The sequence below is a fragment of the Vibrio rarus genome (assembly GCF_024347075.1).
Lineage (GTDB): Bacteria > Pseudomonadota > Gammaproteobacteria > Enterobacterales > Vibrionaceae > Vibrio > Vibrio rarus.
In genome coordinates this window covers 454,369-474,270 of record NZ_AP024901.1, presented here as the reverse complement: position 1 = coordinate 474,270, position 19,902 = coordinate 454,369, and the positions used below count along the sequence as shown (strand labels likewise).

General features: G+C 42.3%; 19 protein-coding genes. 8 read left to right on the top strand and 11 right to left on the bottom strand.

Annotated elements, in window-relative coordinates; translation table 11 throughout:
• The first annotated feature begins 348 nt into the window (after positions 1 to 348).
• The 3 genes from malE (at position 349) to malG (ending at position 4,075) form a co-directional block, all read left to right on the top strand.
• Positions 349 to 1,527: a maltose/maltodextrin ABC transporter substrate-binding protein MalE gene (malE, locus tag OCU56_RS15140; protein ID WP_261875552.1), complete on the top strand. Its 1,179-nt coding sequence runs from the start codon at positions 349 to 351 to the stop codon at positions 1,525 to 1,527.
• A gap of 68 nt (positions 1,528 to 1,595) precedes the next feature.
• Positions 1,596 to 3,173: a maltose ABC transporter permease MalF gene (gene malF / locus OCU56_RS15135; RefSeq protein WP_261875551.1), complete on the top strand. Its 1,578-nt coding sequence runs from the start codon at positions 1,596 to 1,598 to the stop codon at positions 3,171 to 3,173.
• An 11-nt stretch (positions 3,174 to 3,184) separates the two neighbouring features.
• On the top strand, positions 3,185 to 4,075 hold the full coding sequence (gene malG, locus OCU56_RS15130) for a maltose ABC transporter permease MalG (protein ID WP_261875550.1): 891 nt from the start codon (positions 3,185 to 3,187) through the stop codon (positions 4,073 to 4,075).
• A gap of 111 nt (positions 4,076 to 4,186) precedes the next feature.
• Here malG and OCU56_RS15125 read toward each other — a convergent pair whose 3' ends face one another.
• On the bottom strand, positions 4,187 to 4,429 hold the full coding sequence (locus OCU56_RS15125) for a hypothetical protein (protein WP_261875549.1): 243 nt from the start codon (positions 4,427 to 4,429) through the stop codon (positions 4,187 to 4,189).
• 312 nt (positions 4,430 to 4,741) lie between these two features.
• On the opposite strand from OCU56_RS15125, the gene OCU56_RS15120 reads away from it, so the two are divergent.
• From OCU56_RS15120 to OCU56_RS15110, 3 genes are all read left to right on the top strand, one after another.
• Positions 4,742 to 5,365 carry a hypothetical protein gene (locus OCU56_RS15120; RefSeq protein ID WP_261875548.1) on the top strand — a complete coding sequence of 208 codons (624 nt, stop codon included), beginning with the start codon at positions 4,742 to 4,744 and terminating at the stop codon, positions 5,363 to 5,365.
• A 270-nt stretch (positions 5,366 to 5,635) separates the two neighbouring features.
• Positions 5,636 to 6,919 carry a peptidoglycan DD-metalloendopeptidase family protein gene (locus OCU56_RS15115; protein ID WP_261875579.1) on the top strand — a complete coding sequence of 428 codons (1,284 nt, stop codon included), beginning with the start codon at positions 5,636 to 5,638 and terminating at the stop codon, positions 6,917 to 6,919.
• Positions 6,920 to 6,934: 15 nt separating this feature from the next.
• Positions 6,935 to 7,282 (top strand): hypothetical protein, encoded by a 348-nt coding sequence (locus OCU56_RS15110; RefSeq protein ID WP_261875547.1) that lies wholly within the window; start codon positions 6,935 to 6,937, stop codon positions 7,280 to 7,282.
• A gap of 96 nt (positions 7,283 to 7,378) precedes the next feature.
• Here OCU56_RS15110 and OCU56_RS15105 read toward each other — a convergent pair whose 3' ends face one another.
• Complete coding sequence (locus OCU56_RS15105) at positions 7,379 to 7,999, bottom strand: glutaredoxin family protein (RefSeq protein ID WP_261875546.1); 621 nt, start codon at positions 7,997 to 7,999, stop codon at positions 7,379 to 7,381.
• Positions 8,000 to 8,187: 188 nt separating this feature from the next.
• Positions 8,188 to 9,111 carry a porin gene (locus tag OCU56_RS15100; RefSeq protein ID WP_261875545.1) on the bottom strand — a complete coding sequence of 308 codons (924 nt, stop codon included), beginning with the start codon at positions 9,109 to 9,111 and terminating at the stop codon, positions 8,188 to 8,190.
• 585 nt (positions 9,112 to 9,696) lie between these two features.
• Between OCU56_RS15100 and dbpA the strand changes: the two genes are divergently transcribed.
• Entirely contained in the window at positions 9,697 to 11,076 is a 1,380-nt protein-coding gene (gene dbpA / locus OCU56_RS15095; RefSeq protein ID WP_261875544.1) for an ATP-dependent RNA helicase DbpA, read from the top strand.
• Positions 11,077 to 11,763: 687 nt separating this feature from the next.
• Here dbpA and OCU56_RS15090 read toward each other — a convergent pair.
• From OCU56_RS15090 to OCU56_RS15065, 6 genes are all read right to left on the bottom strand, one after another.
• On the bottom strand, positions 11,764 to 13,098 hold the full coding sequence (locus OCU56_RS15090; protein WP_261875543.1) for a hypothetical protein: 1,335 nt from the start codon (positions 13,096 to 13,098) through the stop codon (positions 11,764 to 11,766).
• Between the two features lie 173 nt (positions 13,099 to 13,271).
• Positions 13,272 to 13,826 (bottom strand): DUF1415 domain-containing protein, encoded by a 555-nt coding sequence (locus OCU56_RS15085; protein ID WP_261875542.1) that lies wholly within the window; start codon positions 13,824 to 13,826, stop codon positions 13,272 to 13,274.
• A 1-nt stretch (position 13,827) separates the two neighbouring features.
• On the bottom strand, positions 13,828 to 14,550 hold the full coding sequence (gene nfsA / locus OCU56_RS15080) for an oxygen-insensitive NADPH nitroreductase (protein WP_261875541.1): 723 nt from the start codon (positions 14,548 to 14,550) through the stop codon (positions 13,828 to 13,830).
• Between the two features lie 161 nt (positions 14,551 to 14,711).
• On the bottom strand, positions 14,712 to 15,656 hold the full coding sequence (gene pfkB / locus OCU56_RS15075; RefSeq protein ID WP_261875540.1) for a 1-phosphofructokinase: 945 nt from the start codon (positions 15,654 to 15,656) through the stop codon (positions 14,712 to 14,714).
• A gap of 32 nt (positions 15,657 to 15,688) precedes the next feature.
• Positions 15,689 to 16,651, bottom strand: a complete 963-nt coding sequence (locus OCU56_RS15070) for a LysR family transcriptional regulator (RefSeq protein WP_261875539.1) — start codon at positions 16,649 to 16,651, stop codon at positions 15,689 to 15,691.
• 153 nt (positions 16,652 to 16,804) lie between these two features.
• Positions 16,805 to 17,704 carry a LysR family transcriptional regulator gene (locus OCU56_RS15065; RefSeq protein ID WP_261875538.1) on the bottom strand — a complete coding sequence of 300 codons (900 nt, stop codon included), beginning with the start codon at positions 17,702 to 17,704 and terminating at the stop codon, positions 16,805 to 16,807.
• Between the two features lie 114 nt (positions 17,705 to 17,818).
• Here OCU56_RS15065 and OCU56_RS15060 point away from each other — a divergent pair, with 114 nt between their 5' ends.
• Positions 17,819 to 18,586 (top strand): sulfite exporter TauE/SafE family protein, encoded by a 768-nt coding sequence (locus tag OCU56_RS15060; RefSeq protein WP_261875578.1) that lies wholly within the window; start codon positions 17,819 to 17,821, stop codon positions 18,584 to 18,586.
• An 83-nt stretch (positions 18,587 to 18,669) separates the two neighbouring features.
• Here the strand turns inward: OCU56_RS15060 and OCU56_RS15055 are convergent, their stop codons facing one another.
• Together OCU56_RS15055 and OCU56_RS15050 are read right to left on the bottom strand one after the other, a co-directional pair.
• On the bottom strand, positions 18,670 to 18,969 hold the full coding sequence (locus OCU56_RS15055) for an isoamylase early set domain-containing protein (protein ID WP_261875537.1): 300 nt from the start codon (positions 18,967 to 18,969) through the stop codon (positions 18,670 to 18,672).
• 172 nt (positions 18,970 to 19,141) lie between these two features.
• A complete protein-coding gene (locus OCU56_RS15050; protein WP_261875536.1) occupies positions 19,142 to 19,369 on the bottom strand; it encodes a cation transporter in 228 nt (75 codons plus the stop codon).
• Positions 19,370 to 19,902: the final 533 nt, after the last annotated feature.

Genomic DNA, 19,902 nt, shown 5'->3' with positions numbered 1-19,902 from the left:
AATTTGGATGAGAGTAGTTTGGGGGATTTTTTAGGGAAAGGCATCATCCTGTATGACGAATAAATAGGGGGGAGGAATAGGGGTGGAGAGAGGTCGATGAGATTGAGTGGAAATCGGACTCATATCACTTTTACAACAGTCGTTGTGGTGACGTGAGTCACAAGCATGTTCTTTCTGTGAATGGGGTCACGCACCTTGAGAGAGGGGGATCACGAAAATGGGCTCACTGTGCTAGGGCGTAGGAGTCAGGATGATGATGAGTAGACGTGACTAGCGGATGATAGAGACTGAAACTTGGCTTTCACCGATGACGATAGCCCTACATAAATAATAAAAAAGGATTAACCGATGAAAAAAGCTCTAAGTACAGTGGCACTTGGCACCTTAGTTGCCCTTGGTTCTTTTGGTGCGCATGCAGCAATAGAAGAAGGTCAGCTGACAATTTGGATTAATGGTGATAAAGGCTATAACGGCCTTGCTGAAGTAGGTAAGCGCTTTGAAGAGGATACAGGCATTAAAGTGACTGTGGCTCATCCAGATGGTTTAGAGTCTCGTTTCCCACAAGTGGCTGCAACGGGCGATGGTCCAGATATCATTTTTTGGGCTCATGATCGATTCGGTGGTTATGCTGAAGCGGGTCTACTTGCAGAGATCAAACCGTCTAAAGAGACCAAAGAAGGTATCGTTGACTTTGCATGGGATGCGGTAAGTTTTGACGGAAAAACCATTGGCTATCCTGTGGCCATTGAAGCTCTTGCTCTTATCTACAACAAAGATCTAGTGAAGACGCCACCGAAAACATGGGAAGAAGTGGAAGCACTGGATGCTAAGTTAGCCAAAGAAGGCAAAAAAGCCATCATGTGGAACTTAAAAGAACCGTACTTCACATGGCCATTAATGGCAGCAAACGGCGGCTACGCATTCAAGCACACTGATACCGGTTATGACGTGAAAGATGTGGGTATTGATAAGCCTGGCGTAAAAGATGCAATGAACTTTATTAAGTCTCTAGTGGATAAGAAAGTGATCTCTGCGGATATGGATTACTCCATTGCCGATTCGTCATTTGCCAAAGGAAATGTGGCCTTAACGATTAATGGACCATGGGCTTGGGGCGGTTACGACAACAAAGTGGATTATGGTGTAACGACCTTACCAACATTTGAAGGCCAGCCGTCTTCTCCATTTGTAGGGGTTCTGACCGCAGGTATCAGTTCTGCGTCACCTAATAAAGATCTCGCGGTTGAGTTCTTAGAGAATTACCTACTGACAAACGATGGTTTACGTGAAGTGAACAATGACAAACCATTGGGCGCAGTCGCACTGAAATCTTTCCAAAAAGAGTTGGCTTCTGATCCGCGTATTGCCGCGACAATGGCCAGTGCCGAAAACGGTGAAATCATGCCGAATATCCCACAGATGAACACGTACTGGGGTTCTGCTAAGAATGTGATTGTTAACGTTGTTGACGGTCGTCAAACCGTTGATGCCGCATTAGCGGATGCTAAGCAGCAAATGCTTAAGTAAGCCCTTTTTAAAGAGGGGGTAACCCCTCTTTATTTTTTGTCTATTTTCTTCGCTAGTAGGTTCTTATTATGCAGACAGTTCAATCTTCTGATTCTGTTGAGACGCCTTCCTCTACCACTAATACTAAAGCAGTATTGAAGTGGGGTACTCTTGGTTTGGTGGGCATTATCAACGGTTACGCGACCGTGGTGATGCATTTCCGTGGTGAGACGGCTTTTGCCCTTCTTACTCTGATTTTAACGGCATTAGCGCTGTATATTTTTGGTAGTAAAAAGACCTACGCTCACCGTTACATATATCCGGGTATTGCCGGGATGATCCTGTTTATCCTGTTTCCATTAGCCTATACGGTCAACTTAGCTTTCACCAATTACAGTGCCAAAAATCAATTATCTTTGGAACGAGCTCAATCGGTATTGGAAAATCGCACCTTTCAAAGTGGTGATAGTTACCCATTCCAACTGATCAAAACCAGCAATGGGCACATTCTTACCATCCAAGATGGTGATGTGACTTTAGCCACCCAAGAATTCAATTTAACCAATGATATTGTCGGTAACGATTTCAATTTGGTTGAAATAAGCGCTAACGCTATTTCTGGCGATAAAGCGTCCATTAAAAGCATCATTCAAGCTCGGCCAATATTAAGTAAAATTGATTTAATTAAACCCAGCGGCGAAGCGGTTCGTATGAGCGGTCTGCGTAAGTTTGCCGGTGTTGAATCTCTGTTTACCCTGCAAGACGATGGTAAAACCATGGTCAATAATGAGACGGGTGAAACCTTCATGCCAAATATGGATGTAGGTTACTATCAGCCCGTTGACAATAACGGCCAATTTGTCGGGAATACCGTTTCTCCTGGTTTTATTGTTGGCATCGGCACCGCAAACTTTGAACGCGTATGGAAAGATGATGGTATCAAAGAGCCGTTTATCTCCATCTTTATTTGGACCGTTGTATTTTCGGTATTAACGGTGGTGTTTACCTTGGTCATCGGCTTAGTGCTGGCCAGTGTGGTGCAGTGGGAAGAGTTGAAAGGGCGAGGCTTATACCGCGTGCTGTTGATACTGCCGTATGCAGTGCCGGCTTTTATCTCTATTTTGATTTTTAAAGGATTGTTTAACCAAAGCTTTGGTGAAATTAATTTAGTGTTAACGCAACTCTTTGGTATTTCCCCTAACTGGTTCTCGGATCCTGCATTAGCGAAGACCATGGTCATGATTGTGAATACATGGTTGGGTTTCCCATACATGATGATTTTGTGTATGGGGCTGTTAAAGGCCATACCGGATGATTTATATGAAGCGTCGGCTATTGATGGTGCAGGGCCATTTAAGAACTTCTTTCACATCACGGTGCCGTTAATGATCAAGCCAATGACTCCGTTATTAATTGCAAGTTTTGCCTTTAACTTTAATAACTTTGTCATGATCCAACTGTTAACCAACGGTGGACCAAATATGATTGGCACCTCCGAGCCTGCCGGGTATACAGATCTGTTAGTGAGTTATACCTATCGCATCGCATTTGAGGGAAGTGGCGGTCAAGACTTCGGTCTCGCTAGTGCTATCGCAACACTCATTTTCTTACTGGTGGGCGGTATGGCACTACTTAACCTTCGTTTCACTAAATTGTCTCAAGATTAAGGAGCAATATAATGGCTATGGTACAAGGTAAAAACCTTAAATACCGTGTGTGGGCAACACACATTGCTCTGTGGGTATTTTTATCGTTAATCATTTTCCCACTACTGATGATCATTGCAATTTCATTTCGTGAGGGTAACTTTGCGACGGGCAGCTTGATCCCTGACAATCCATCGCTTGAGCATTGGAAATTAGCATTGGGCTTTTCGGTAACGCATGCGGATGGTTCGGTCACGCCCCCTCCATTTCCTGTATTAACTTGGTTATGGAACTCAGTGAAAGTGGCTGGGATCTCTTCGATTCTCATTGTGGCGCTATCCACCACATCCGCGTATGCCTTTGCGCGTATGCGATTTAAGGGAAAGAGCACCATCTTAAAGGCGATGATGATTTTTCAAATGTTTCCTGCGGTACTGGCGCTGGTGGCCATTTACGCACTGTTTGATAAATTAGGGCAATATATTCCTTTCCTAGGGCTGAATACCCATGGGGGGTTGATCTTCTCGTATTTAGGAGGGATTGCGCTGCATGTGTGGACCATTAAAGGTTATTTTGAAACGATTGATAACTCCTTAGAAGAGGCCGCCGCCCTTGATGGCGCCACGCCTTGGCAAGCATTCCGCTTAGTGTTGTTGCCTCTGTCTGTGCCCATTTTAGCTGTGGTCTTTATCTTATCTTTCATCGGTGTTGTCGGTGAGGTGCCGGTAGCTTCGCTATTGCTATCGGATGTGGGTTCTTACACATTAGCGGTGGGAATGCAGCAATACCTCTACCCTCAGAACTATTTATGGGGTGATTTCGCCGCGGCGGCTGTGCTTTCTGCACTGCCGATAACCATAGTGTTTTTACTGGCGCAGCGTTGGCTAGTCGGTGGGTTAACCGCGGGTGGAGTGAAGGGCTAAGCGAGACTCTGTGATAGATAAAGGGCAACAAATAAAAGGGAAGCGGAAATGCTTCCCTTTTTTACGTTTGAGTACATACAGTACATGGTGGTTGACGACTGACGTAAGCACTCAGATCTTTTCTAAGCTCGATGGAGCATGACCTAAATGCTGCATCAGTACATAAATACTTTCTTGATGTAGGGCGACCTTTCTAAAAAGGTGAGCGAACACGGCACCGCCACCAAAACATTGATTAATATAGTGCTCAATTTGTTGTTCTGAATAGCCTTCCACATACATGCTTCTGACCCAGTGATACTCCACAGATTTTTGATTACGAATCACATCAATGCCTAGTTTAACCTGTTCCATTTTTCCTCTTAGAGTGTATTTACCCGCATAAAAATGTTGATAACTGGGGCTATGACGACTTTATCAATGGATTAAAACAGATAAAAATGAATAAATGATTACAGTCTCATTGCATTGCCATGACTCATAGGTAGTGAAAGTGTTTAAATTAAAAACAATAACTTAGGCTTTTGTGATGGGGCTCTGTTTTTGCCACTCATTATATGCAATCAAAGATTGATAAAAGTCAGTGATAATTAAGTGTATTGCTTGTTAGAATATGCTCCGAATAGCTCTGCTCATTGGTAGATAGCTGAGGTCGAGGTGAGTTAAGTGCAGTTTAACATTTTAAAAGTCATTACAATCTGCTTTAGCATCGCGGCAAGTGCGACGGCTAGTGCAGGAGTGAAGAATCACTTTATGGCAAATACCGGTTTTGCACCCTCACAATCAGTTGCTCTTGATAGTCAGTGCGGGCCTTCTCAATTTGATTTGCCGACATCTTTATTGGTTAAGCCGGGCGCATTAACCGATGTGGTAATGCAATCAAATGTGCAATTCCTGCGCGGTATAGAGGATCCGTATCTGTATGAATCTGGGTATACTTATGATCAGGTCAAAGGTAAGTTTTTCTTAGATACTCATTGGTTATGTGAAATTAAGCAGCAGGGTTCACATCCTGCATTGTGGATAGTACCGTCCATTGTGACCACCTCAGGCAGTGGAGTCTTTTACTATTTAGATGTGAATGAAAGAAAGGCTGACCACTACTCAATTGCTCAAGAGTTATTTTTGGGTGACCGCATTAAAATTGAATCCTTGGTTTATCATCATGGCGTGGTTGAGTTGAGCTTCAAACAGCACTCTTTGCATCAAGCTATGGCAGAACATCCGAATGAGTTGATTACTAAACGATTTGTAATCAAAGGCAACCAGCTGGTGGATTATTCTGAGTGAACTTTTTATCTATTTTGTTGTTTAACTGTTGAGAGTGTAACAGCATTCATAATGACGAAAGTATCCATTACATCGCTGTGGTTTGCAGTACTGCGGGTTTTTTAGTGAGCTTACTGATTGTAAATGAGTAGGCGCCCATTGTTTGTTTAAAAATTTTCTTAGTAGGAGGCTTATCTTCTGCTACTTGGTTTCATTGTTATTTTAGTAGGTATATCGGTGTTTAAGCTTAATCAACTGAGTCAACAGTCACGGTCAAAAATCAAGAAGGCCATGTTGATTTTGCCATTCATTATTATTGCTGTTTGTGTGATTTTGTCACATTCAAAAGATCAACGAAAATATGTGCCATTAAATATACAAAGCACCGCTGCGCCTAAGGCAGAGGTGAAGAGCACGCAGGGGAAGGCACACACCAAGACTCACCATGTTGCATCGGTACCTAGCTATAGTTACACCATAAAAAATGGTGATAATTTGAGTGTCATTTTCTCTAAGCTAGGTCTGTCGTATAAAAGTTTACTAAGTATTATGGAAGAAGATCTTAACCATCTTTCTTTAGATACGCTTCGCCCTGGTAATAAGTTACTGTTTTGGATCGATCAGTCATCGAGTACGCTGACAAAAATGCAACTGCAGTTTAATCCTGCGGATATTGTTCAGTTCACTCGAGTAAAAGGTGGCGCTTATTCCTATAAAGATATTTCCATCAAAGGCGACTGGAAAACCACCGCTTTGGTGGGGAGTGTACATGGCAGTTTCTCTCAATCAGCACATAAGTTGGGCTTGAGTATTACCGAAATTCGCACCATTACCGACTTAATGAAAGATAAATTAAATTTCACTCGTGATTTACGTGCAGGAGATAAATTCTCTATCGTACATAAAGTTCAGTCAGTGAGAGGCGTGAAAACGGGTTCCCGTGAGCTTGAAGCCGTTAAAATTGTCAATCGAGGTCGAGTGATCAGTGCCTTCTTACATACAGATGGTCAGTTTTATGATGAGAATGGCGACAGTTTACAACGTGCGTTTATGCGCTACCCATCGAAATACCATCGCATAACGTCTAAGTTCAACCCGTATCGCTTACACCCTGTTACTGGGCGTGTGTCACCACACAATGGTACCGATTTTGGTGCGCCATCAGGATCGGATGTATTAGCTACTGGCGATGGTAAGGTTATCTTAACCCGTGACCATCCTTATGCGGGTAAATACATCGTTCTTCAACATGGTTCTACCTATAAAACGCGTTATTTGCATTTAAGCCGAATTTTGGTGAAAAAAGGGCAGTTTGTAAAACGAGGTGATCGTATTGCGTTATCCGGTGCCACGGGTCGGGTTACCGGTCCTCACCTTCATTATGAATTTTTAGTGCGAAATCGCCCAGTGAATCCAATGACGGAAAAAATCCCAATGGCGGAGTCGGTAGCAAAAAGCGACATGAAGAAATTTGCAGCAAAACGCGACAATTTAATGCAGATGATGAAAGAAAAAGAAGTATTACTTGCGAGTCAACATCATTCACAGAATAATACGTCTCATCAATCTTTGTAATCTAGGTGTATATCAGTGAACCAGAATGAGTTTAATCAACTAGTTAAGTCAGTCAGCGAATGTGCTGCTCTCCCTGAGGCGCTTACTTTTCTACAAGAGTGCGAATATGAGGAAGTGGCAGAGGTGGCTTTGTCGTTAAAAGGGCAATTTGCCGTTGCTGAAGTTGAAGGTGAGCTACGTGTTTATCACGTCACCACACAACAAAAAGGCGATGATCTGGAAGAGTTTGTTGAACACATAATGAATACCGATGAACATGTCATTCGATTTGTGGCTTGGTTCTTTGACGCCTACTTTGATGTTAAGCAAAGCGAAACTTATAAATTGGCGGGTAAAACCTATAGACAGCCAAAGCGCAACTAGCGGTTTCGAGTTGTTCTGTTTTTATTAAAAGCCTCAATGTTTAATAGCATTGAGGCTTTTTTATACCCTATATGGTATTAATTGTATCGCTTGCTATCAATCACTACCTGTGCGTGTTGGGATGCCGACAACGTTATCAGGAATCACCGTGTGCTGATGTTCAGCTAGCCACTTCTGTAGTTGATCTGCGCCGCCAATATACTCTCCATCCATCCAAATTTGTGGCACGGTTACTGGGGTTTTTTGTCCAATATGGGCTTTGACTTCAGGGATCATGCGATAGAGCGCGGCACTGTCTTTAACCACGTCGTAATAGGTATAATTAATGCCTGATTCATCGAGTATTTTCTTTGCTTTAATGCAATAAGGGCAACTGGCTTTACCAAATACAATATTGCCTTTTAGCTGATCTCGTTGTGTCCATTGTGCAATCACCGATTGAATCAGTACCCCACGATTTAATGCTTCTCCTTGGCTTACTACTTTGCCTTCTACCACTAATATGGGCGCATGCCACGCACCTAGCTTTAATGGCTCCCACCAGTGAGATAACCAATCTTTTACTTCCAGCTCAATGTCGACATCTTTGAGTTCATTGTCAAAGGTATCTTGTAATATGTCTTTGGTTAGGGTGCATTCTCCGCAAGGGATATTGACTTTAAACGGCCCCCATTGGCCAGCCCAGCGGTATAGGGTAATTTTAATAGGGTTGCTCATGGTGCGTTTCCTTGTGGCAACGATAGGTTATTAGAGTAGAACAAGTAAAGTAGAAAAATCTTTCAAAAATAGACAACTAGGGGCGTTTAAAGGAAAAAAAGCCAAGTTAATGATAACTTGGCTCTGTTTATTCGCTCATTAGGCTTTTTTAAACCTCAACCGTAAGGGTTGAGGTAAGGTGTGATAGATTAAAAGTCGTAACGGATGCCCGCTTGAATTTGGTCATCGTCGCCTTCTACTTGCTCAAACTTGTAGCCAGCATAAGTGCGTAGGTTACCGTTGAATTTGTAAACAGCTTCGATAGCCGCATTATCAACAGTCGCATCGTCAAGGCCGTCAACATCTTGATAGTTATAAACGGCAACAAATGTCCACTTGTCTAGTTTGTATTGAGCTGAAACTTCGAAAGAGTTAACGTCTTGGTCAGCAACAGAACCCAAAGCGTATAGACCGCCTAGAGTTAGGTCTGCAACAGAGTATTGAGCCGCGAAGTTGATTTGGCTATCGTCATCATTGCCGTTTGTTTGTGCAACATAACCTAGACCAAGTTCAAGTCCAAAATCAAAAGCATATAGACCGGCCACACCATAGCTATCGCTGTCTTTTTCATCGTTTGCTAGGTAGTTAGCTTGAACTGCAAAGCCTGCAAACTCACCTGAGTAAAGGAAGTTATTAGCACGTTTGTCTTTGTTACCATTAACAATATCAGCCGCGTCAGCACCAAAGGTTGCCATGGTATCGGTAATGTCAGTCAGCATGACTTGCGCTGAGTCTTGTTTACCGTAAGAGAACTCACCAATGTTAGTGCCGATACCTGCAAATACGTAACGGTTAGTAATGTCAGCATCGGTATCAAACTGAGCTTCGTATTTACCAAAGCCATATAGATCAGTAGTAATCTGAGATTTACCTACAATGTTTAGACGAGCACGTGATTTATCTTCAAATGCGCTATCGCTGTCTGATTTATTATTATCAGAGATGTTAAAGCGCGCTTCTGCACGACCGCCGATTTTTAGCTCAGAAGCATCATCTTTATAAACAGTTGCTGCCGCTGCAGAGCCAGAAGCCATTAGAGCCAAAATTGCAGTAGTTAGTGCTGCCTTTTTCATGTTCAATTCCTATTGTGTATAAGTTGAGTGCATACTCAGTTGATGTAATTGGGCAAGAAGCCGTTTGATTTGTGGCTAATTTAGAGCTCAAATATGAATGTCTAATGACTCATAAATGAAAGAGCGGTGACGCTTTGATGACGAATAAGTGAATCGGTGAATAATTAACCTATTGATATCATGGGGATTTTAGATGTGAACTGGGCACTATAAAGCGATGGGGTAGGGTTTTAGCTGTGATTAACTAATTGAAAATAAAGATAAAAAACAAAAGAATGTGCTATGTCATCCTGTTGACGGTGAACTTAAATCACTTTGTTTATCTTCTGCTTTTTTTGAATCGCACCAATATTGCGATTCAGATCAAGTTATTACATTAACCGTGATCGTGGTCACTCTTTGTTGTGAGTGCCTTTTTAGTGGGCGAGGGAGGTAGGCTAAGTGGCTAATCGTTTTGCTGTCTTTATTCGGTGTTAAGAGCGCTTGTGCTACGCGGATAGAATTAGCGCTTGCATTTCAGTGGTCTACCCTTTAGGGTCACACCCGTAATATACTGCTGTATCCAATTCATATAAGGAATCTCCCTTGAGCGACAATAAATTTTCAACATTATCTTTATCTCAGCCTCTGCTCGATAATTTGGCGTCGATGGAGTATTCCGAGATGACACCAATTCAAGCGCAAAGCCTACCTTTAATGCTCAATGGTAAAGATGTGATTGGGCAGGGTAAAACAGGTTCAGGTAAAACCGCAGCTTTTGGTTTGAGCCTACTCACCAATTTGAATGTGAAACGATTTCGCGTGCAGTCTTTAGTCTTGTGTCCAACCCGTGAGTTGGCGGACCAAGTGGCGAAAGAAATTCGTAAGTTGGCGCGTACCATTCATAACATTAAAGTACTGACATTGTGTGGTGGTATTCCAATGGGGCCACAAATTGGATCTCTAGAGCATGGGGCGCACATTTTAGTGGGCACGCCTGGTCGTATTTTGGATCACTTAGAAAGAGGCCGTATTAATCTCGCTGAGTTAAATACTTTGGTGCTTGATGAAGCGGATCGCATGTTAGATATGGGGTTCCAAGATGCGTTAGATGCAATTATTGCCGAAGCACCAAAACAGCGTCAAACCTTGCTATTTAGTGCCACTTTCCCAGAAAAAATTCAACAAGTCGCTTCGCGCATCATGCAAGATCCACAATTGGTGAAAGTCGCATCGACACACGATAAAAGCAGCATCACTCAGCATTTCTATAAAGTAGACAATAACGACCATCGTCTGCAAGCATTACAGACATTGTTATTAGCGCATCAGCCAGAGTCGGCGGTAATATTCTGTAATACGAAACGTGCCGTACAGGAAGTGGCCGATGAACTGCATTATAAAGGTTTTAGTGTAATAGATTTACACGGGGATCTAGAGCAAAGAGAGCGCAATCAAACGTTGGTTCAGTTTTCTAATAAGAGTATCTCTATTCTTGTTGCGACGGATGTGGCCGCTCGAGGTCTGGATGTAGAAAATCTGGATGCGGTCATTAACTACGAGCTTTCCCGTGATCCTGAAGTGCATGTGCACCGTATTGGTCGTACTGGCCGAGCGGGCAGTAAAGGGGTTGCGTGCAGTTTGTATAATGAAAAAGAGTACCATCGTGTTGCACTGATTGATGAATATATGGACACGGAAATCGTACCTGAGTCTTTGCCTCAAGCGAATGACGCTAAAGCACTACAACCTGCGATGGTAACCATTGAAATCTCTGGTGGTAAGAAACAAAAAGTAAGAGCCGGTGATATCCTTGGTGCTTTAACCGGACAAAACGGCATTGATGGTAAGAAGGTGGGTAAGATCAATTTATTTGATATGCGTGCCTATGTCGCGGTGGATAAGTCAGTGGCTAAAGTTGCGCATAAGAAATTAGAAAATGGCAAGATGAAGGGACGTAAATTTAGAGCTCGTATCCTTTCGTAATGGTGGCTGAGGCCATGAATAAACTCAGTTGTTAATGCTTTTAATGCCCTTATATCTTTTAATATAAGGGCGTTTTTTTTTCGACTAATATAAAACTAATCACCCATGTGTTTTCAACACAAGCCTGTGCTTAAGATGATTAATTCATTTGCAATGAGTAGATAAAAATCCGCCTAAAATCACAAAAGAACAGATTCCCTTGGATTAATACTTTGCATAAATAGGCGTTTTACAAGAAATTAAATGCTGTAAAATACCCCCAAAGTAACTTTTATGCATAAAATGCCTGTTATTGATAAGGGCAGTTATGAGTTTGTTCATAATGTAATGTGTTATAACTAATTGTTGCATATGCATATGCATATGATAGGCTATATAAATCTGATAGATTAATCATTAGCACTGACGTACAGTCAATCTAGGGGACTGATAAATGGTACACCGCTGTAAAGTTTGTAAAGCACAACTGCCTTACCTGCGAGAACGAAGAAGCATGTTAGAAAAATTTATTCTACAAAGAAATAAGCGTAAGTACATTTGCTTAGACTGTGGAGAAGTCAACTTTCGTCACTAAGCGTCAGTTATAGATGGATGAGTAAAGGTTATGTCTCATCTTTTTAGCTAAACAAAAAACCGTGCTATATAGCGCGGTTTTTTATTTGTGTTGCTGTTATGTCCTAACGCAAATTACTTGGCAAAGTTCTGAGTCAAGAAATCGATACCACGAACGCCATTGGCTGTGATGACTTTAAAAGAGAGCCCCGTTGTGGTTGCCCAGTCCGCCATTTCATTTTGGCAATGCCCAGCATGTCCTGTAAAACTATTCGCACCTGCATTGTTATAATATGGGTTATTTGGGTTGGCATTTTTAGGTGCCATATAACCATAGATGGCTTTTAGTGCGCCAGTGAAAGGCGCGCCCCCTAATGGGGAAACGGAGAATGCATTTTGCGTTTGATGATGCTGCTCAAAGTGGCCTTGCTTGTTGTTTTGTTGTTGTAAGTTAGTGTTGTCCATCGCAAATTTATATTCTTGATCGCTCCAAGCCAGTGGGGAGGTTGCTGGTTGCATGCCAGGTAGAAAAGTTTCAATGCCTTCACAATAACGTTTTTCAGAGCGGGCACAGTTAACGGCAATCATGGTTTGTGCTTTTTGACTGTCGAGATCGGTGCCTTGAGGGATATTGATAATACGACACCACTTATCACTAGCTACAGCGCCTCCAGGGGTATTGCCAAATACCGTTCCAGCTAATAACTTTGAGCGGTCAAGTGTATTAAAGTCCACCATTTCAGCTGGGATGTGCTGATATTTAACGCGGTTGCCTGCTAGAGTGACAAAATCATTGCCCGCATGTTGAGCTCCTAGCTGCCATTGTGCAAGCCATGCGGAGCCAAACTGCTGTTTAATACCGTCGGCCATACTTGTCAGTAGAATTTGGTTCGCTTTTAGTGTCTGCTGATGGGTTAGGTCGGTAATGCTGCCAGAGTCGATAATGAATTGAGTGTTGATATGGGCATGTTTGAAATTATAAGAAAAAACGTGTGTGTTGCTTGTTCTACAACCGGAAGAGTATTGGTATTCGCTTAGGGTACCATCGATAGTCATACCTTGATTATCAAGCACAACGGTTATTGGCGATGAATCATAACAGTGCCAATTTTCTAGTTGCAGCGTCACAGATCCCGTTTCAGATGAGGTTATGGGATGGTTACCATCAAATGTTAGATTTTGTTGGATACCTGTGTTTGATTGCTTGGCAAAGACGCCCGGTTTGAGCCATTTAGCAATGCCTTCAGTGATACCAGCATTGATTTTTTGTGGGGTAATTTTGTCTTGTGCTGAGAAAAAGTATAGAGCGTTTAAAGCGGTGTAAAGGCTAGAATCGTTTTTAAACTCAAAGCTTTGCGATGTGGATTCTACAGCGTTGAGGTTTGCGGATGGAACATGTTCTGTCTGCCCTCCACAGGCACTCAACATAAATAGACTTGAGACAATAGCCGTTACTTTAAATAGATGCATACAAACCCCATTATTTTGATATTAGCCTGAAGGCTAAAGTAATAGGATGAATTATAAAGAAAAAGTACTTAAGAACGGCAGATGAAGCAATGTTCTCATATTTGCGCAATATCACAGAAATTGGCCTATGGACGTGAGCGCAATGTCTGGAGAGTCATGCTTTTGACTGTCGCCTATGTAAATAGGTAGGGAAACAGCGTGTTTTTTTGTTGTTGGGTGAGGCTTTCTACACGCTCAATATTATTATCAGGAATGGCTTCAGGGTTAGGGTAGTGCTTTAGTTCCTTTTCCATCGACGCTTCACGTATTAAATGAATGGTAGGGTAAGGAGAACGGTTGGTGAGGTTTTCTGCATCTTCAGGCTCGGTGCCACCAAAGCAGTAGTCTGGATGAAAACTGGCAATTTGGTAAATGCCTTCGTAGTCTTGTTGTTTAAGTAGTGCATCTACCCAGTCTAGAAAGAAATTGTAATCCATAAAGTCAGCAAGCAAATGACTGGCCACCACCAAAGTGGTTTCCAACTCCTCGGCAGTGTGACTGTCTAATTGCTTGAGTTCTAATAAAATAAATTCGAGTAGCGCTTCTTCAGAGTTGGCGTCAGATACCGCAATTTTTATCTGCTTTTTCTTGTTGGGCTTGTGTGCAAAAGGACACAGGTTCAGTCCTATCACAACCTCTTCGAGCCACTGCTGGGTGTGCGTTTCTACACTTTTTAGGTCAGTTTTCATATTATTTGGTGTTGAACCCTTGTTGTTGTAGAAAGTCATGCATAAATGGACGTGCTTCTTTACTTAATATTTGCGTAATTTGTTCAGACCAAGATGCGGCTTTTTTGTTGTCAGTGCGTGTGGCGTAATATTGTTGAATGTGCGCGTCATACAGCGCCAGTGCATTTTTATCTATAGCTTGATAGGTTTCTTGATGCAGCACAATTGATTGCGGTAAACGAGGTTTGATTTCAGGTTGTTGGTTGGGGTAACCCAAGCACAAGCCAAACAAAGGAAGAACATGTTTGGGTAGGGCTAAAAGATCCGTGACTTGTTGCGGATTATTTCTCAGGCCGCCAATGTACACGCCCCCTAAACCTAATGATTCAGCTGCTGTTAGGCAGTTTTGCGCCACCATAGCCGCATCGATGGAACCTATCAGCGTTTGCTCTGAAAAACCAAGTTGCGCTTGTGGGTGAATACGTTGATGACGATGAAAGTCTGCGCAAAAGACCAAAAACTCGGCGCAATCCTCAACATAAGGTTGTCCACCGGCGTATTGCGCTAACTTAGTTCGACTATCTTTCAGAGTAATACGAATAACGGAAACACACTGTATAAAGCTAGAGCTTGAGGCAGCAAAGCCACATTCTAAAAGGGTATCGAGTAACTTAGGCTCAATAGCTTGCTCGGTAAAAGAGCGAATTGAACGGTGTGAGAGAAGAGTATTTATAGTGCTATTCATCGATCTTTCCATGCAAAATGATTGAGGTCCAGAGTAACAATAATGTGCAACAGAGCAAAGTAACTTTATGCCTATGAATAGTCAGTGCCGTCAGTGAGGAAAAGAACACCAAGATACGAGGAGATGGTGGCTATGCACTTTCTACATTCAATAATGGCCGATTATGGAAACACTGTTACGCTCACTTGTTTAATCATGTGTTGTAACTGGGCGGGGCGGGTTGGAGTACCCACACCCACTTGAGTCACCGCTAATGCCGACAGAGCGGTTGCAAGTTGCAGGGTGCGTTGTTGACTCATGTTTTGCATATGTCCCCAACACAGGCCGGCCACTAATGTATCTCCCGCGCCTACAGTGCTAATGATAGGAACTTTAGGCGGTTGCGCGATGAGACATTGCTGATTATTTTGCCAAATGACGCCGTGTTCACCCATAGAGACCACCACATTGTCTACTCCCATCGCCATGACTTGCTGAGCCACCTGTTGGCAATGCAGTGGCGTGGTTAAGGGGTGACCTATGTAGTTGGACAGTTCATCATCATTGGGTTTAATCATCCACGGCTTGGCTTGGATGCCAGCCAATAGAGCTGCGTTGCTACTATCAAATATGACTTTCTTGTTTTGTTGTTGCAGCGCTGTTATCCATGAGGCGCAACGCTGTGCGGATACTCCCGGTGGTAAGCTACCGGCGATAACAAAGTAGTCATGGTGTTGGGCTAATTCAAATAAGGTGATTTCTAAGCGCTGAATATCGTCTTCAGTGACACTGATGCCGGGAAAGTTAATATCACTGACTGTGCCATTATCTTCTATGAGTTTTACGTTGGTTCGATTGTTGCCGTGCACGCGAATGAATTTATCTTGCCCTTGGATATTTTGAAACAGTTGTTCAAATAGTTGCGCGTTGTTCTGTCCTAAAAAACCGGTGACGGTGACATCGGCTCCCAGTTCACTGAGCACTTGTGCAACATTGATCCCTTTACCTGCGGCATGCAAGGTGGCGGAATCGACGGCGTTGACCGTACCCAGAGTCACATGAGTGAGACTGCCACTAAGATCTAGGGCAGGGTTGAGGGTGACGGTGACAACCTTGTTGGTATGCATGAGCGTTATCTTTTTGTCGGTAGTGAAATGGGTTATGCGCGGTTATCAATGAGAAAGGCTTTATTGCGCAAGGTATTTAAAATGAGCTGTTTAAACCATTGATGTGCGGCACTGTTTAAGGTGCGCTTGTGTTCAATAAGATACACGTTAATGTCCATTATCGCTTGCCCTTTTAATTCAAATACTGGGGTTAAGCATGCTTTGAATTCGTTTAAGTTACGCAATGTATGGGTTGAAATTAGCAGTTTGTCGGTTCCTTGCATCGCGTCAACCAAGGTATTGAGTTGACCACTTTTAAAGACCACATTACGTTTTAACCCTTTTTGCTCTAAGTAGAAATCAACGGGGTTATGTGTTCCAAAGATGGAACGAATATCCAAGTTAAGATCAACAAATGGGTAGTTAAGGCAGTCATTAAGTGTGACGTTTTGCTGTTGAGTGAGGGGGTGAGTGAGGGGAGCATAAAATACCGCGTGAGTATGACCAATCTCTTCACAGGGAAATTCGTCACTTTGGCTAGGTTTTTCTATATGTATGGAGAAATCGACGGATCTATCTTTAAGTAAAGCGGTAGGGTCTAGAGCTGCTGGGTATTCCACCAGACTGGCATTGGGGGCTTCTTGCATCAATTGTTTTATCAGCGGCACTGATAATTGTCGACTCATGAGAGGAGGCAAGGAAATTTTAAAGGTTTGGTCGCAGCTTTGCGGTGAAAATTGAGTACTATCAATTAACTTACTGACACAGAGCAGTATTTCGCTTAATGGCTCTTGCAAGCTCAGAGCTTTAGCTGTGGGCTGTAAACCGGATGATTCACGATAAAATAGGGGGTCATTAAACACGTCGCGGAGTCTTTTTAATGTTCGGCTCATTGCTGGTTGTGATAAGAATAAAACTTCGGAAGATCGTGAAACGTTCTTTTCTTTTAGCAACACACTTAATGACACGAGAAGGTTTAAATCGAGCCGTGATAATTGTTGTTCGAGAGTTTTCATGCTATCCACTTTAGTTATATTCGGGGCTTATAGAAAAATTCCTATTTATGAATATTACTATAGGTAGGGAGAGTAAAATTTCAACATCTTGAGGTGTTTGTCTTGATCAGACAGATGCAATATCCATTAAGTAACGCTGATTTCAGATAGGACTCAGGTGGCGGTGGCTTGATTAACCGATTGTTCGATGAGGGTGATAAATTGCTGATAGCGACTTGGCAGCGGGCGATCTTTTTTGTAGATCAGATATAAGCTGTCTTCGACTTTGTTCATGGGAGTATGCACATACAATTGTGTATAAAAAGGCGATGAGCGCACGGCACTAAGGGGCAGTACCGTAAAGCCAATACCGTGCACCACAGGATACAGAATTTGGCTGATTTGATTAATATAGGTGTTGTGGCGTAACGTCTTTAGGGAGACGTCATTGAGTTCTTGATTGTCACACTCTTGTAGATATTTACCTAGGTAGGTAGTGGCATCTGGGTGATCAACCAGTCCCAGTTGTTGTAAGGTTTCGCTTGTCACTGGATGGTGATGACTTTTAGGCAGCACCAAACATAGCTCTTCTACCCCAAGGTGTTTAACGGTAAATTCTCCTTGATCTGGTGTTTGAGTGACCAAGCCAAATAACGAGTGATCTTGTCGCACTCTGTCAAAGATGCGTTGATTTGGTGCCGCTTCAAAGCGCACTTCTAACTGGGGATGCTGGCTCTGTAAGGCGATGAATTTTGGGTACAGCCATTGGGCTAAAGCGCCGGAGCAGGCCAGTGTGATACTGCCACTATAGGGGTCGTCGGTTTGTAATGTGTCTAACAGTGCTTGTTGCTGTTCAATGAGTTGGCAGGCATAGCGATAGACGGTGTGCCCTTGCTCGGTGAGTTCAAAGCGCTTGCCTTTTTTAATCAGTAAAGGGGCATGACAGGCCTGTTCGAGTTTTTGAATATGTTGAGTGACCCCAGGTTGAGTCATAAACAGCGTTTCTGCTGTACGAGTGAAATGATTTACTTCCACTAAGGTTTTAAACGTTTTTAGCCAAAGGGGATTCAACATATTAAATAAAATTTATTTATGAATATATCTATAAATCATAATTTTTTGTGCAGGAAATTCAAGTACCACTTACAATTAAAATGAGTCATAACAAAAGGAAGTGCTGTGGGTATAGTGGATGTTACGCTGCTTTTTTTGGCAGGCATTGTCGGTGGGGTGATGAACTCTATTGCCGGAGGAGGCAGCTTTGTTACGTTTCCGGCGTTGATGCTGTCGGGAGTGCCGCCAGTGATGGCGAATGCCAGTAATACGTTGGCTTCGGTAGCCGGTTATCTTAGTGGTGCTTATGCTTTTAAAGAGGATATTTTAAAGGATAAGGGGAATGTATTTAAGGTATTAGTATGCAGTGTATTGGGGGGAGGTATTGGCGCTTGGTGTTTGATTCACGTTGAAGAAAATACCTTTTTAAAAGTGGTTCCATGGTTACTGCTTTTTGCTTGCGTACTGTTTTTAGTGGGGGCTCGTTTAAATAGATTTTTGCAAAAAGTCGCCACAAAGTATCAACATGCCTCAAAATTTGGCGCGTTTTTTATAGGGCTAGGTGTGCTGGTTATTTCCATCTATGGCGGTTTTTTTAATGCGGGTTTAGGCATTATTTCATTGAGTTTGTTAGTGATTGCCGGTTACCGCGATATTAATACCATGAATGGCGTGAAATTGTTAATTTCTTGTGGCGTATCGCTCACGGCGGTGGTGATTTTTGTTGTGCAAGGTGTGATTGCTTGGCCGGCCACTTTGGTGGTATTGCTGGGGACTTTGCTGGGCGGGTATTATGCCGCTAGAATTTCACGTCGACTACCACAAGTATGGGTGAATCGAACAGTGATAACGATCAGTGTGTCAGTAACCGGTTACTTTTTCTACACTAGCTATTTTGCATAAGTTTTGGGATGAGGATGCCATTAGAGTTCTTCTGCTAGTGAACTCTAATGACATGAATTTTGCTTGTTAGCTCTTAGTGCCGATTAGGCTTCTGCTGTGCACAACATGCTGTTATCTGTGCCACAATCATTAGGCACATAGGCATCGGCTTTTGGATCATTTTCCCATATTTCACCATCGATAAGATAACGGAATTGGAACTGCTCATTTTTTGGAAAGCGCGTTTTAAAGTTGAACGCCTTTTTTGCTTTACTGTACTTCATCATCACGGGTTGCCAATCGGTAAAATCCCCGGCTATTGCAATAGATTGCTCTGTGGCTTTTGGCCATTCAAAGGTCACTTCAACTTCATCTTTGGTTTTGAAAAATCGTTTTTTCAGCATGGTTTAATTCCTTGTGTAAGTAACTCGATGCATATGTGATTTTCAAGGATCAAAATATGAACTTCAAGTATTTTTGTATTTTTGTAACTTAATTTTATATTTTTATAAAATGTTTGTGATTTTCAACAAAGCTATGGGTCACAGTCAATGGCTGATCAGTACATACTGAGCATTAATCATACTCATTAATGCATTGGTAGGTAGCACGCCATATGAGATCACGAGAATGTTGTATTGTATTTAACAGTTCTTTCCCCGTGATCTGAGGAATGGCCAGTAATACTCTTAAGTCCATCTCACAGTCACTGGCCTGATAGGCACGAACATGGGTAAATGTGGTTTGTTTATGTTCTCGAAGCATAGCGCTAGTGATACAGATGCCAAATGAGTCTTTATTCATGCCTAATCCCTCCTTATATGAGCCTCGACGTATAATAGCAAGTACCACTTTATGGGTATAGCATTTGTTGGCTAATTATTGAGCTTGATCAAATCCTATTATCGGCATATTTCACTCAAGCAAAGATCGTAATTTACGACTTTGTAGTCGTTAATATTGACATGTTATCTGACAAAGCATTTTGCTCTGTCTAGATTCGTTCTGATATTCTGAAAAATCAGTGAAGCTTATTTATTAAGGATAAAATAAACGATTACATTTTGTTGAATCCTTCTTAATGACGCATTGCATAATAATCGCCATTTGTAGCGGTAATATTTTGCCTGTGGCCATCTTCTTACCATGAAACGCATGAAACTATCTAATAATCAATGAGTTAAATTGATCTAGCGGTGTCATACCTGTTGTTGGATAAATGACCGATAATCAATGCCTGTAAAGTCAATTACATAGAGATAATTTTGTTGTATAGATGTTAATTAAAAGGTTTTAAATTCAGTCTAAATTGTTATTATGTTAAGTGTGAAGGTTAA

What these genes read in the sequence shown, in the direction of transcription:
- malE (WP_261875552.1), top strand. Translation starts at nt 349, where the DNA reads ATGAAAAAAGCTCTAAGTACAGTGGCACTTGGCACCTTAGTTGCCCTT.
- malF (WP_261875551.1), top strand. Translation starts at nt 1,596, where the DNA reads ATGCAGACAGTTCAATCTTCTGATTCTGTTGAGACGCCTTCCTCTACC.
- malG (WP_261875550.1), top strand. Translation starts at nt 3,185, where the DNA reads ATGGCTATGGTACAAGGTAAAAACCTTAAATACCGTGTGTGGGCAACA.
- OCU56_RS15125 (WP_261875549.1), bottom strand. Translation starts at nt 4,429, where the DNA reads ATGGAACAGGTTAAACTAGGCATTGATGTGATTCGTAATCAAAAATCT.
- OCU56_RS15115 (WP_261875579.1), top strand. Translation starts at nt 5,636, where the DNA reads ATGTTGATTTTGCCATTCATTATTATTGCTGTTTGTGTGATTTTGTCA.
- OCU56_RS15105 (WP_261875546.1), bottom strand. Translation starts at nt 7,999, where the DNA reads ATGAGCAACCCTATTAAAATTACCCTATACCGCTGGGCTGGCCAATGG.
- OCU56_RS15100 (WP_261875545.1), bottom strand. Translation starts at nt 9,111, where the DNA reads ATGAAAAAGGCAGCACTAACTACTGCAATTTTGGCTCTAATGGCTTCT.
- OCU56_RS15090 (WP_261875543.1), bottom strand. Translation starts at nt 13,098, where the DNA reads ATGCATCTATTTAAAGTAACGGCTATTGTCTCAAGTCTATTTATGTTG.
- OCU56_RS15085 (WP_261875542.1), bottom strand. Translation starts at nt 13,826, where the DNA reads ATGAAAACTGACCTAAAAAGTGTAGAAACGCACACCCAGCAGTGGCTC.
- nfsA (WP_261875541.1), bottom strand. Translation starts at nt 14,550, where the DNA reads ATGAATAGCACTATAAATACTCTTCTCTCACACCGTTCAATTCGCTCT.
- pfkB (WP_261875540.1), bottom strand. Translation starts at nt 15,656, where the DNA reads ATGCATACCAACAAGGTTGTCACCGTCACCCTCAACCCTGCCCTAGAT.
- OCU56_RS15070 (WP_261875539.1), bottom strand. Translation starts at nt 16,651, where the DNA reads ATGAAAACTCTCGAACAACAATTATCACGGCTCGATTTAAACCTTCTC.
- OCU56_RS15065 (WP_261875538.1), bottom strand. Translation starts at nt 17,704, where the DNA reads ATGTTGAATCCCCTTTGGCTAAAAACGTTTAAAACCTTAGTGGAAGTA.
- OCU56_RS15055 (WP_261875537.1), bottom strand. Translation starts at nt 18,969, where the DNA reads ATGCTGAAAAAACGATTTTTCAAAACCAAAGATGAAGTTGAAGTGACC.
- OCU56_RS15050 (WP_261875536.1), bottom strand. Translation starts at nt 19,369, where the DNA reads ATGAATAAAGACTCATTTGGCATCTGTATCACTAGCGCTATGCTTCGA.